This window comes from Actinosynnema sp. NPDC053489 (genome assembly GCF_044544865.1).
Taxonomy (GTDB): domain Bacteria; phylum Actinomycetota; class Actinomycetes; order Mycobacteriales; family Pseudonocardiaceae; genus Actinosynnema.
This window is the reverse complement of record NZ_JBITXT010000011.1, coordinates 180,700-193,043: the sequence shown is the minus strand read 5'-3', so window position 1 is coordinate 193,043 and position 12,344 is coordinate 180,700. Positions and strand designations below refer to the sequence as shown.

Sequence of the window (12,344 nt, the reverse complement as noted above, 5' to 3'; positions counted from 1 at the left end):
TTCGCCGGTGAGAGGGCTCTCCCCTCTCGTCCCGTCCGCCACCGCGGCTCGGACGGGAAGTCCTCACTGGGGCCGGTCGTCGTCGTCCGGGAGGTCCAGCAGCTCTTCCAGCACGTGCGTGGCCGGACCGCGCCGGCGCCACGAGAACCTGCTGGGCGACAGGACGTTCACCTCGTCGGCGGGCATCCGCATCGCCACCACGTCGTCCTCGGTGTGCAGCCGCACGACGTCGATCACCGCGTCGTGGGCCCGGACGCCGACGACCGCGGCGAGCTCTCCCCTGGCGTCGCGCGGGTGCAGGAACTGGAACCCGCGCGCGATCAACTCGCGGAGCTGGAACGTCGTCCGCGAGGCGAGGTCAGTCGACGAGGTCATCGAACTCCCCGTCCCTGGCTCCGGCCACGAAGGCCGCGATCTCCGCGCGCGTGTAGACCAGCGCGGGACCGTCCGGGAACCGGGAGTTGCGCATCGCGACGTCGCCGCCGTCGAGCGCGGCCAGCTCGACGCAGTTGCCGATCGCGTCGCTGTAGGAGCTCTTCGTCCACGTGACGCCGTTCAGGTCGGCCGCGGACATGCCGTTGAGAACCTTGGTGGCCATCGACTCACCCTCCGAGCCAGAGATGCGTGCACCTGCACGTGCATCCGGTTGTGCACGGACCGTAGCATCGGGACGTGCACGGGTAAATGCACGTGCAGATGCGGAGCGTGAATCCCACCCGGTCGGACGACAGCTACAGCTCGGCCCGCCGCTTGGCCAGCATCTGACGGCTCCGGTCGGGCGTCTCGGCGTCCACCGTCAGGCGGTCGAAGACCCGGCTGTAGATCTCCAGCTCCTCGAGTTTGTCGAGGTAGAGCGCACCGGCGAGGTGTTCGAGGTACACGATGTCCGGCAGGTCGGGCTCACCGAAGCGCAGCATCGCGAACGGGCCCTTCGCCGCGTAGCCGGCCAGCGGGAACGGCACGATCTGCAACGTGACCGGGCCTTCCTTGGTGACGCTGAGCAAGTGGTCGATCTGGTTGATCAAGACCTGGCGGCCGCCGATCGCCCGGTGCAGGACCGACTCGTCCATCACCGCCCACACCCGCGGCGCGCCCGGCCGCGCGAGGATCCGCTGCCGCTGCATCCGCAGCGCCACGCGCCGCCGCACGTCCGGCGTCACCAGCTCGGGCCGCCCGTGGCTGGAGATCGCCATCGCGTAGTCCTCGGTCTGCAGCAGGCCGGGCACGAACTGCGTCTCGTAGATCAGGATCCGCGACGCCGCCTCCTCCAGGCCCACGTAGTCCTGGAACCAGTCGGGCATCAGGTCGGTGTAGCGGTGCCACCAGCCCGGCGAGTTCGACCGCCGGACCATGTCGAGGAACTTCGCCCGCTCGTCGGCGTCCTCGACGCCGTACATGGTGAGCAGGTCCTTGACGTCGCGCTCCTTCAAGCCGACGCGGCCCAGCTCCATCCGGCTGATCTTCGACTCCGAGCCGCGGATGGCGTAGCCCGCGTCGGCCCGGCTGATCTCCGCCGCCTCGCGCAGCCGCCGCAACTGGGCGCCGAGCACGATCCGCAGGGCGGTCGGCCCGCTCTCCCGCTCCGGCGTGGACTCGCCCGTCGCCATCGCCGATCCTCCCGACCGTCGTGCCGCCCCACCCGAACAGCGGTTGTGCCCGAGGTGGGCCGGCTCGCATCGTCACCGAACGTACACCCATGATCTTGCCCGGTCAGTCGCACGAGCCGCGTTCGCGCGTTGAGCCCATACCCTTACGCTGACCGGACTGTGACGCGGTGCACAGACATCACTTCCCATCCCCGTAATGCGAGGTCACCACAATGCCGGGTACGTCCTCGGACGCCGCCGCCCCCGTCTACATCGACACGACGAAGGCCAGCATCGCCAGGGTCTACGACGCCTTCCTCAACGGCAAGGACAACTACGAGATCGACCGCGAGGTCCTGCGCCGGGTGCAGGAGGTCGCGCCCGAGGCGGCCACCCTGGCGGTCGACAACCGCAGCTTCCTGATCCGCGCCACGCGGTTCGTCGCGAGCCAGACGGGCATCACCCAGTTCCTCGACTGCGGGTCGGGGTTGCCCACCGCCGAGAACACTCACCAGGTGGCCCAGCGGATTAACCCGGATGCCCGAGTCGTCTACGTGGACAACGACCCTGTGGTGCTCGCGCACGGCCGGGCGCTGCTGGAGGAGAACGACCGGACGCACTTCTCCGCGGCCGACATCTTCAAGCCGCGCGACATCCTCGAGGACGAGGTCGTGCGCAAGCACATCGACTTCTCCGAGCCGCTGGCGCTGTTCCAGCTCGGCACGCTGCACCACTACAACGGCGACTCGCCCACGTCGGCGGAGATCATGGCCGAGTACATCGAGGCCCTGCCGTCCGGCTCGTACGTGGCGATCTCGCACTTCCTCGACCCGGAGACCGAGGAGCACTCGGCCATCGCGCGCCGCATGGAGCAGACGTTCCTGCACTCGCCGATGGGCAGCGGGCGGTTCATCACCATGCGCGCGCTGCGGGAGCTGTTCCACGGCCTGGAGCTGGTCGAGCCGGGCCTGGTGATCTGCGCCGACTGGTGGCCGGACGGGCCGCGGCTCAAGGAGCTGGACGCGGTGAGCTACTGCATCGCGGGCGCGGTGGGCCGCAAGCCCTGAACCCGGCGCGCGCGGCGGTGGTGGACGGGGTTCCCGCCCACCACCGGGTTCTCGCGCGCCCGTTCAGCTCCGGCGCAGGAAGAAGTCGACGAGCACGGGGACCGTCGCCTTCGGTTTGACCAGGTGCGTCTGGCCGGGCAGCACGACCAGCTCGCCGTGCGGCAACGCCGACGCCAGGAACCGCTGCGCGTTGCGCAGGTACTCGGGGCTCTTGCCACCGGCGATCACCAGCGCGGGCACGTCCGCGCCGGACCACCGGTCGGCGGGCGGCGGCGTGCCCCGCTGGAACTCGCCGACGAGCGCGAAGTCGTTCGGCAGCGTGTGCGCGACGGCCTTCAGCCTGCGCCACGGCGGCATGAGCGCGATCAGCGCGACGAACAGCGCGGGCGTGCCCACGTAGCGCATGAACAGCTTCACCGCGTCGCCGCGCCGGCCTTCGGCGACCGCGCGTTCCACCCGGGACGGCAGGTCCGCCGGCATCGGCTCGTGCGTGCCGTCGACCACCATCGGCGACTCGTAGATCGCGATGCGCTCGGCCGCCACGCCCCGGTGCGCCGCCTCGGCGACCAGCGTGCCGCCGGAGGACATGCCGAACAGGTGCGCCGACCCGCCGGCGTGCTCGACCAGCGCGGCGACGTCCTCCACCTCGCGCTCCACGTCGGGTGCCGGGCCCGTCCCGCTCTCGCCCCGGCCGCGCCGGTCGTAGGTGTAGACGGTGAAGTGCCCGGCGAGCGCCCGCGCCAGCGCGGTGGCGGGGCCGAAGGCGCGGTGGCAGAGCGCACCGTCCACGACGATCAAGGCCGGTCCGGAACCGGTGCGGGTGAAGGCGATCCCGGTGCCGTCTTTGGAGACGACGCGTCCGGTGGTCATGACAGGTCCTCCAGCCAGGCCGACCAGGACCGCTCGTCGCGGCCGTCGTCGGCGAACACGTGGTGCATGGCGATCACGCCGCCGGTGACGCCCCGGAAGAAGCGGTACAGCGCGCCGTCCGTGCGGACGCCCGCGGTTTGGCTGTTGGCGAAGTAGACGACGCCGGGCGTGCCGTCGACCGTGACGGCGTCACCGGTCCTCGGCGCGCGGTCGAGGCCGAGCCGGCCGCCGAGCCGCCGCCACAGGGCGGGCCAGTCCGCCACGGGCGGGCCGAAGGCGGTCAGCGGGCGGGCCGTGCGGCCGGCGAAGTGGCGCAGGTAGGTGACCAGGGTCTGCCAGAACATCTCGCCGCCCGCCGTCATGGCCTCGAACTCGTCCTCCCAGTCGTCGCCGGGCAGGAAGCCGCTCGCCACCATGCGCAGGACGGTGCTGCCACCGTCCCGCGCCTCGACCAGGAACTCGTAGGCCGTGAAGCGGCCGTCGGGCTCCTCGTCGCCGCCGTAGGCCAGGCGCTTGCCCGGTTCCCAGGCCGTGATCGGGTGGGCGGGCCGGTAGTCGCCGAACGCCTGCCGGACCACGGCGCCCGGCTCGACCTCGTTGACGCCCATGAACCAGGAGTCGATGCCGGGGCCGGTGGCGATGGCGTCCCAGACCTGCTCGGGCGTGACGCCGGCCAGCTCGACCTCGTTCACGCCCTCGAACGCGTGACCCATCATCACTCCTTCGGGAGACTCGGGTGGACGGCGAGGACGACCCGGTGCGGGCGTCCGCCGGGTGCGTTCTCGTCGTGGTACTTCGCGACCAGCGACGTGACGGCGGTGGCCAGCTCCTCGGCGAAGGCGGCCCGGTCGGCGGCGGAGGCGAAGCGGACCTCGCCGTCCAGCGCGAAGGTGGCGACCCTCTTGTCCGCCTTGGCCGCGCCGGTGATCAGGTTGCCGACGTCGCGGACCAGCCGTGCGGCCAGGGCCAGGAGCCAGCGGGCCGACAGGCGGTCCGGGGAGCGGGCGGGGTCGGGCTGCACGGCGGCGAGCGCCGCGGGCGAGATGACGTAGGACGCGGCGGTGGCGCGCATGACCCGTTCGGTCATGTTGCCCTTGCGGCGTTCCTCGGCCAGCTCGACCAGCCCGTGCTGCTCCAGGGTGCGCAGGTGGTAGTTCACCTTCTGCCGGGGCAGGCCGACGCGTGCCGCCAGCGTGGTCGCCGAGCCGGGTTCGGCCAGTTCGGCCAGCAACCTGGCCCGCACCGGGTCCAACGAGACCTCGGCCACCGCCGGGTCCTCTATCACCGCAACGTCCAACATGCCCCCACCCTCTCACCGACAACTATCCTCGTCAAGACAACAAACCTTGTCGGCCGCGAGAGTCCTACGTTCACGCCGCGAGAGTCCTACGTCCAGGACACGTGAGTTCAACGCTCAGACACGCGTCCGCCGTCGTGAGCGTTGAACTCGGGGTGCCTGAACGTAGGACTCTCGCGCGCTGAACGTAGGACTCTCGCGGTGGTGCGTGGGTGGTGCGTTGGTGGTGCGTGGGGTCGGGGATGGTGCGGGCATGGGGAAACAAGGGCAGGTCAGGCAGGGGAAGCGGTGGTACGCGAGGGCGTGGGTCGCGCCGCTCGCGGTGGTGGTGGCGGCGTTCGTGGCGTTCTCGGTGCCGCCCTACCTGGCGGTGGACCCGGGGTTGTCACGGGTGCCGGCACCGCCGGGGAACGGGTGGCACTTCCCGGTGCTCGTGGCGCACGTGGTGTTCGGGTCGGTGGCGATCCTGACCTGCGTGGTGCAGGTGTGGCCCTGGTTCCGGCAGCGATACCCGGTGGCGCACCGGCGGGTCGGGCGGGTCTACGTGTTCGCCGGGGTGCTGCCCGCCGGCGCCACGGCGCTCGCCATCGGCGCGGTCTCGCCGTTCGGGCCGCTCAACCAGGTCGGCAACGTCCTGATGGGCGCGCTGTGGCTCGCCTTCACCGTCACCGGCTACCGGATGGCGCGGCGGCGCCGGTACGTCGACCACCGGCGGTGGATGATCCGCAGCTTCGCGCTCACCGCGTCGATCATGAGCAACCGGGTCTGGGCCGTCGTCGCCACGATCGCGCTCACCCCGCGGCTCGACACGACGTTCGGCGGCAGCCCGGTCGCGCTGTCCCAGGCGGTCTCCGGGCTGGCCGCGTGGCTGGGCTGGGTGGTGCCGCTGCTGGTCGCCGAGTGGTGGCTGGAACGCGGTGACGCCCGCGCCCGCCGCCGCCGCGTCGAGGAGCGGTCACCGCGGCAGCCGGTAGGCGTCTGAGCGCTGCTCGAAGTCGAGCAGCCGCCGCTTGCCGGTCCGGGCGGCCCGGGCAGCCGACGGACGGCCCAGCCGCCGCGCGAGTTCGCCGCACGTCGTGGTCTCGCCGAACGGGCTCTCGCCACACGGCGCGCTGGAACGGCGTCCCGACCGGGTCGAGGGGCTGCTCGGAGCGCGTCCGCGCGCCGGCGAAGTACTCGGCCGGCTGCGCGACGACGTCCCCGAAGGGTGAGGGGTCTTCGGGGCCGGAACGTCGCGCCGGCCGGCCGGGTACAGCCTGGACGGCACGCCGGGGTGAGCGGGCCGACGGGGCCGTCGACCGCGGTGTGGCTCATGGGGCGTTCCTCTCAGGCGGGCATCCGGTTGACCGCGTGGTCGCCGGTGGCCCAGAGGTGCTGGACGGCGTAGGCGCGCCACGGGCGCCACGCCTCGGCCCGCCGCACGAGCGCGGCGGGCGTGCCGGGCAGGCCGAGGGTGCGCGCGGCGGCGCGGATGCCGAGGTCGGTGGGGAGGAACGCGTCGGGGTCGCCGAGCGCCCGCATCGCGATCACCTCCACCGTCCACGGCCCGAACCCGGGCAGCGCGAGCAGGTCGGCGCGGGCCCGGTCCCGGTCCGCGCCGACGCCGAGGTCGAGGGAGCCGTCGGCCAGCGCCTCGACCAGCGCCCGGAACGCGGTCTTGCGGGCCCGCGGCACGGCGAGCACGGTGGGGTCCAGCGACGCGAGCGCCTCGGGCGTGGGGAACAGGTGGGTCAACCCGACGTCGCCGATCGGCTCGCCGGCCGCGCGCACCAGCCTGGCGGCGTGGGTGCGGGCGGCGGCGGTGGACACCTGCTGCCCCAGCACGGCCCGCACCGCGAACTCGGCGGCGTCCACCGTGCCCGGCACGCGCCGTCCCGGCGCCGCGTCGACCAGGGGCGCGAGCAGCGGGTCCGACCGGAGCCGCTCGTCCACGGCCGTCGGGTCGGCGTCGAGGTCGAGCATCCGCCGGCACCGGGCGATGGCGGTCGACAGGTCCCGCAGGTCGCTCAGCGCCAGCTTGCACGCGACGTGGTCCTCCTGCGGCGCCAACGACACGACGGCGTGCCCGTGCGGCAGCCGCAACGTCCGCCGGTACGCGCCGTCGCGCCACTCCTCCACCCCCGGCACGCCGGTGGCGACGAGGTGGCCGAACAGGTTGTCGGGCCGCAGCGGCGCGCGGAACGGCAGCCGCAGCGACAGCACGCCCGACGTGTCCGGAACGGGCCGGCGGCGGGCGCGCAGGTCCGTCGGCGACAGCGCGAACACCTCGCGCACGGTCTCGTTGAACGCCCGGACGCTGGCGAACCCGGCCGCGGCGGCGACCTCGGTCATCGGCAGCGCGGTGGTCTCGATCAGCAGCCGCGCGGTCTGCGCGCGCTGCGCCCTGGCCAGCGCCAGCGGTCCGGCGCCCAGCTCGGCGAGCAGCAGCCGTTCGACCTGCCGCACGCTGTAGCCGAGGCGGCCGGCGAGCCCGGGCACACCATGGCGGTCGACCACGCCGTCGGCGATGAGCCGCATGGCCTTGGCCACCGAGTCGGCGCGGTGGTTCCACAGCGGAGAACCGGGGGACGCGTCGGGCCGACACCTCTCGCAGGCGCGGAATCCCGCTTGTTGGGCGGCCGCCGCGCTCGGGTAGAACCGCATGTTCCCGACCTTGGGCGCAGCGACCGGACAACTCGGCCGGCAATACACCCCGGTGGTCAGGACGGCGGTGAAGAACCACCCGTCGAACCGGGCGTCTTTCGACCGCACGGCCCGGGCACAACGTTCCGCGTCTTCGTGCACCGCACCAGCATCGGGCAAAGGCCGGCCGCGTGGCCGGCGGAAATCCGACATGGGCGAAAAGCGCCGCACCGCGGTGTGCGGCGCTCCGGCGGGCGCTGCGGGCGGACGGCTAGCGGTGCGCCGGGGCGGCGAGCCGGGCCAGGAGGTCCAGCCCCACCTCGGCCCGCTCGCGCCCGTTCGCGTCCAGGACCGTCCTCAGGATCGGGCAGACCCGTGCTTCACCGGGGACACCCCGGTCCTCACGGGCCGTGACCGGTGGCCGGGTGGTCCGCACGGGGTCAACCCCGGTCGGCATGGCAGGTCGCCGCACCGTTCCACCGACCGGGTCGGTTCGGAGCGCACCGCTGAGAAGACCCCCAGGACTCCTCAGCGGGGAACGAGCTGCCACTCGCGGTAGTTGCCTGCGAAACCACTTGGACCGGTCCCTTCGCACAACCGTCGACGTCACCCGCAACGTCCCGACCACCTTGTCAGCGCAAGTCGTTAGGGTGGACCGAGAAGGGCTACACCGGTCGGCAAACGACCTGTTCACGCGCTCACATCCGGTTTTCCGGTCCGGAACACCGGATCTCTAGGAGGCTCGCCGCGGATGGCTGGTTCCGGTCAGGGGTCGGGTCCCCGTGCCGTGTTCGCCGAGCGGTTCGCGCTGCTCTACGCCGAAGCCGGTGATCCACCTCTGAAGAAGGTGACCGAGTCCGTCAGCCGGGCGCGCCGCACCGACGAGCGCGGCCGACCGGTGCGCGCCACCGCGCAGCGGGTCAGCGACTGGCGACGCGGGCGCAACGTCCCCGCCCGGTTTTCGGCACTCTCGGTAGTGCTTGAAATTTTGATCGGTGAGGCGCGGAAGTCCCGCCCCCAGCCGCCGGCGGCCGGGTTGTACGACCTCGAAGCCTGGCGGGCGCTGTGGGAGGAGGCCCTGGCGAGCCCCGTGTCCGCGCCCGACGACGAGGAGCCGCCCAGTTCCGACGAGATCGGCGTGTGCCCTTATCGGGGATTGGCCGCGTTCCAACCCGAGGATTCCAGTTGGTTCTTCGGCCGGGAACGCAGCACGGCCGCACTCGTATCCCGGTTGGGCAGTGCCGCGGAAACCGGCGGAATCGTGATGCTGGTCGGCGCCTCCGGTGCCGGCAAATCGTCACTGGTGCGCGCCGGCGTCATTCCGTCCATTCGCGACGGCGCGTTGGCGGTGCCGGGATCGACGAAATGGCCGGCCGTCGTCGTCACGCCCGGCGCGGACCCGGTGCGCGAATTGGTCCGGGAGATCCCGGAATTGGCCGACATCCTCGACATGGCGCTCGCCCTGGACGGGATGGACCACGACCTGGTGGCTTCCGGGCACGGTCCCGACACGTTCCTCGGGCAGACGTTGATGGGCGTGATGCGGTTCGCCGGGCAGATCCGGGCGGCGTTCGCGGCCTACGCGGCGCGGCACGGCGGCGACCGCGTGGTGGTCGTCGTGGACCAGTTCGAGGAGGCCTTCACCCTGTCCCCGGACGAGAGCCGGGTGCAGGTGTTCGTGCAGGCGCTGCACGTGGCGTGCACGCCCGCGGTGCCCGGCGGCACGGCCCCGGCGGTGGTGCTGGTGGGCGTGCGGGCCGACTTCTACGGCCGCTGCCTGGCGTTCCCGGAGCTGGCCGACGCGTTGCAGGACCGGCAGATGGTGCTCGGGCCGATGACGTCGGCGGAGCTGCGGGAGGCGGTGTCGCGGCCGGCGAAGGCGGCGGGCCTGCACCTGGAACCGGGCCTGGTCGAGCTGATGCTGCGCGACCTGGGCGTGCGCAGCGGGCGGGCGCAGGCCAGGGCCGGGCAGGGCGCGTACGACGCGGGCGCGCTGCCGCTGCTGTCGCACGCCCTGCTGGCCACCTGGCAGCGCAGGCAGGCGGGCAAGCTGACGATCGCGGGCTACCGCTCGGCGGGCGGCATCCAGGGCGCGGTCGCGGCCACCGCGGAACGGGCGTGGGCCGACCTCGCGCCGGACGCGCAGCAGGTCGCGCGGCCGTTGCTGCTGCGGCTGGTGCGCGTCGGCGAGGACACCCAGGACACGCGTCGCCGCTCCACCCGGGACGAGCTGGTCGAGCAGGCCGCGAACCGGGACGCGGGCGAGGAGGCGCTGGAGGTGCTGGCGCGGGCCCGGCTGGTCACGCTCGACGCGGGTTCGGTGGAGATCACGCACGAGGCGCTGCTGCAGGCGTGGCCGCGGTTGCGGAGCTGGATCGACCAGGACCGGGAGGGCCAGCTCCTGCGGCAGCGGTTGGAGGAGGACGCGGCCACGTGGGCGGCCCAGGACCGCGACTCCTCGCTGCTGTACCGGGGCGCGCGGCTGGAGACCGCGCGGCACTGGGCGGACGCGGCCGGCCCCGAGGGGCTGACCGGCACCGCGCAGGACTTCCTCGCCGTCTCGATGCAGCACCGCAGGCGCGCCGCGTGGGGCAGACGCGCGGCGGTGACGTGCGTGGTCGTCCTCGCGCTCATCGCCGCCACCGCCGCGGTGCTGGCCGTGCGCCAACGGGACGACGCGGTGTTCCGGCAGGTCGTGGCCGAGGCCGACCGGTTGCAGGAGTCGGACCCGTCGCTGTCGGCGGAGCTGGCGCTGGTCGCGCACCGGATGCGGCCCGACGACCGGGACGTGCGGACGCGCCTGCTGGCCACCCAGGCGATCCCGCTGGCGATCCCGCTGACCGGCCACACCGGACCGGTGTACCTGACCTCCTACTCCCCCGACGGCAGGTTCCTGGCCAGCGCGAGCTTCGACCAGACCGTGCGGCTGTGGGACCTGCGCGACCCGGCGAACCCCCGGTCGCTCGGCTCGCCGCTGCCCGGCCACCGCAGCTGGGTCACCTCGGCGGTGTTCAGCCCGGACGGCCGCACGCTGGCCACCGCGGGCAACGACACCACCGTGCGCCTGTGGGACGTCAGCGACCCGGAGCGCCCCCGCTCGCTCGGTGAGCCGCTCAACGGCGGCGACGGCACCGTCTACCTGCTGGCGTTCACGCCGGACTCGCGCACCCTGGCCACCGCCAACGAGAACGGCACCGCGCGGATGTGGGACGTGGCGGACCCGGCCGCGCCCCGGCGGTTGGGCGAACCGCTGGGCGGGCACACCGCGCAGGTGCGCTCGATCGCGTTCAACCGGGCCGGGACGCTGCTGGCCACCGGCGGCGACGACGGGACCGCGGTGCTGTTCGACGTGCGCGACCGGGAACGCCCGGCGCGGGTCGGCGAGCCGCTCGGCGGGTTCGACACCACGGTGCACTCGCTGGCGTTCAGCCCGGACGACCGGTTGCTGGCCGGCGGCGGCGAGGACCACAGCGTGCGGCTGTTCGACGTGTCGACCCCGGCGGCGGCACGGCCGGTCGGCCGCCCGCTGACCGACCACGGCGAGGGCGTGTGGTCGGTGTCGTTCAGCCCGAACGGCCGGGTGCTCGCGTCCGCGGGCGGCGACGGCACCACGCGGATGTGGAACATCACCGACCCGGACCACGTGCAGCCGCTGGGCAGGCCGATGGCCGGGCGCAGCGGCACGGTGTACGCGGTGTCGTTCAGCCCGGACGGCCACAGCGTCGCCACGGGCAGCCACGACGGCGTGGTGCGGGTGTGGTCGTTGCCCGGCAGCGTGCTCGTCGGGCACTCGGCGCGCACCATCGGCCCGCGGTTCACCCCCGACGGCCGGCACCTGGTGTCGGCCAGCGAGGACCGGACCATCCGGGTGTGGGACACCGCCGACCCGGACGACCCGCGGCCGGGCCCGGTGCTGTCGCACGGCAAGGGCGTGTGGTCGGTGGCGCTGTCGAAGGACGGGTCGACGCTGGCCAGCGTGAGCGACGACGCGGTGCGGCTGTGGGACTTCGCCGACCCGGCGCACCCGCGGCCGCTCGGCGGGCCGATCGCGGTCGGCACCCGCTACACCTCCCCGGTGGCGTTCCGGCCCGACGGCAAGGTGCTGGCCACCGGTTCCGACGACTACTCGGTGCAGCTGTGGGACATCTCGGACCGGGAACACCCCAAGTCGTTGGGGCGCGCGCTGGTCGGCCACACCGAGTACGTGTACTACGTCGGGTTCACCCCGGACGGCCGCACGCTGGTGACGGCGAGCGCGGACAAGACCGTGCGGCTGTGGGACGTGGGCGACCCGGCCGCGGCGCGGCCGATCGGGCAGCCGCTGACCGGGCACGACGACGCGGTGCGGGCGGGTGACATCAGCCCGGACGGCCGCACGCTGGCCACCGCGGGCGACGACCGCGCGATCCGGCTGTGGGACCTGACCGACCCGAACCGGGTCGAGCCGATCGGGCAGCCGCTGACCGGGCACGTCGAGGAGGCGGTGGCGGTGGCGTTCAGCCCGGACGGGCGGACGCTGGCCAGCGGCGGCGAGGACCGCACCATCCGGCTGTGGGACGTGCACGACGTGCGGCGGCCCGTCGCGATCGGGCAGCTGCTGGCCGCGCACGACGGCGGGTTGCGCGACATCGCGTTCAGCCCGGACGGCCACCGGTTGGCGTCCACCAGCTCGGACAGCACGATCCGGTTGTGGGACCTCGACCTGGGCCACGTGATCGGGCGGATCTGCACCAAGACCAAGGGCGTGCTGCCGGAGCAGCGGTGGCGCGAGCACCTGCCGCAGCTGGAGTACGACCCGCCCTGCCCGTGACCCCGGACCTGCCGCGACCCCGAACCCCTCGCGACCCCGAACCTCCCGGTGGTCCAGACCGCACGCGGGGCGGGGAACAACCGTGGACTTCC

Annotated in this window: 11 protein-coding genes; 3 read left to right on the top strand and 8 right to left on the bottom strand. The window is 73.3% G+C overall.

Annotation, left to right across the window (positions count from 1 at the left end):
* Positions 1–63: 63 nt before the first annotated feature.
* The 3 genes from ACIGNX_RS25030 to ACIGNX_RS25020 all read right to left on the bottom strand — a co-directional run bounded on the left by ACIGNX_RS25030 (position 64) and on the right by ACIGNX_RS25020 (position 1,607).
* Positions 64–375, bottom strand: coding sequence for a hypothetical protein (locus ACIGNX_RS25030; RefSeq protein WP_396543122.1), 312 nt, complete (start codon positions 373–375; stop codon positions 64–66).
* Positions 359–598, bottom strand: coding sequence for a DUF397 domain-containing protein (locus ACIGNX_RS25025; protein WP_396543121.1), 240 nt, complete (start codon positions 596–598; stop codon positions 359–361). The genes ACIGNX_RS25030 and ACIGNX_RS25025 overlap by 17 nt, the downstream gene beginning before the upstream one ends.
* 133 nt (positions 599–731) lie before the next feature.
* On the bottom strand, positions 732–1,607 hold the full coding sequence (locus tag ACIGNX_RS25020; RefSeq protein WP_396543120.1) for a helix-turn-helix domain-containing protein: 876 nt from the start codon (positions 1,605–1,607) through the stop codon (positions 732–734).
* Between the two features lie 212 nt (positions 1,608–1,819).
* Between ACIGNX_RS25020 and ACIGNX_RS25015 the strand changes: the two genes are divergently transcribed.
* Positions 1,820–2,653, top strand: coding sequence for an SAM-dependent methyltransferase (locus ACIGNX_RS25015; protein ID WP_396543119.1), 834 nt, complete (start codon positions 1,820–1,822; stop codon positions 2,651–2,653).
* A gap of 63 nt (positions 2,654–2,716) precedes the next feature.
* Here ACIGNX_RS25015 and ACIGNX_RS25010 read toward each other — a convergent pair whose 3' ends face one another.
* From ACIGNX_RS25010 to ACIGNX_RS25000, 3 genes are read right to left on the bottom strand one after another with little or no spacing between them, the layout of a single operon-like run.
* The gene (locus tag ACIGNX_RS25010; RefSeq protein ID WP_396543118.1) at positions 2,717–3,523 is read right to left on the bottom strand and encodes an alpha/beta fold hydrolase; all 807 of its coding nucleotides are present in this window, start codon (positions 3,521–3,523) and stop codon (positions 2,717–2,719) included.
* Entirely contained in the window at positions 3,520–4,236 is a 717-nt protein-coding gene (locus ACIGNX_RS25005; protein WP_396543117.1) for an SRPBCC domain-containing protein, read from the bottom strand. The genes ACIGNX_RS25010 and ACIGNX_RS25005 overlap by 4 nt, the downstream gene beginning before the upstream one ends.
* A gap of 2 nt (positions 4,237–4,238) precedes the next feature.
* Positions 4,239–4,823: an ArsR/SmtB family transcription factor gene (locus ACIGNX_RS25000; protein ID WP_396543116.1), complete on the bottom strand. Its 585-nt coding sequence runs from the start codon at positions 4,821–4,823 to the stop codon at positions 4,239–4,241.
* A gap of 250 nt (positions 4,824–5,073) precedes the next feature.
* Here ACIGNX_RS25000 and ACIGNX_RS24995 point away from each other — a divergent pair, with 250 nt between their 5' ends.
* Positions 5,074–5,802, top strand: coding sequence for a DUF2306 domain-containing protein (locus ACIGNX_RS24995; RefSeq protein ID WP_396543115.1), 729 nt, complete (start codon positions 5,074–5,076; stop codon positions 5,800–5,802).
* 344 nt (positions 5,803–6,146) lie between these two features.
* Here the strand turns inward: ACIGNX_RS24995 and ACIGNX_RS24990 are convergent, their stop codons facing one another.
* Together ACIGNX_RS24990 and ACIGNX_RS24985 are read right to left on the bottom strand one after the other, a co-directional pair.
* The gene (locus tag ACIGNX_RS24990) at positions 6,147–7,604 is read right to left on the bottom strand and encodes an AlkA N-terminal domain-containing protein (protein ID WP_396543114.1); all 1,458 of its coding nucleotides are present in this window, start codon (positions 7,602–7,604) and stop codon (positions 6,147–6,149) included.
* 109 nt (positions 7,605–7,713) lie between these two features.
* Positions 7,714–7,878 carry a hypothetical protein gene (locus ACIGNX_RS24985; RefSeq protein ID WP_396543113.1) on the bottom strand — a complete coding sequence of 55 codons (165 nt, stop codon included), beginning with the start codon at positions 7,876–7,878 and terminating at the stop codon, positions 7,714–7,716.
* 315 nt (positions 7,879–8,193) lie between these two features.
* Between ACIGNX_RS24985 and ACIGNX_RS24980 the strand changes: the two genes are divergently transcribed.
* On the top strand, positions 8,194–12,252 hold the full coding sequence (locus ACIGNX_RS24980) for an AAA family ATPase (protein WP_396543112.1): 4,059 nt from the start codon (positions 8,194–8,196) through the stop codon (positions 12,250–12,252).
* Positions 12,253–12,344: the final 92 nt, after the last annotated feature.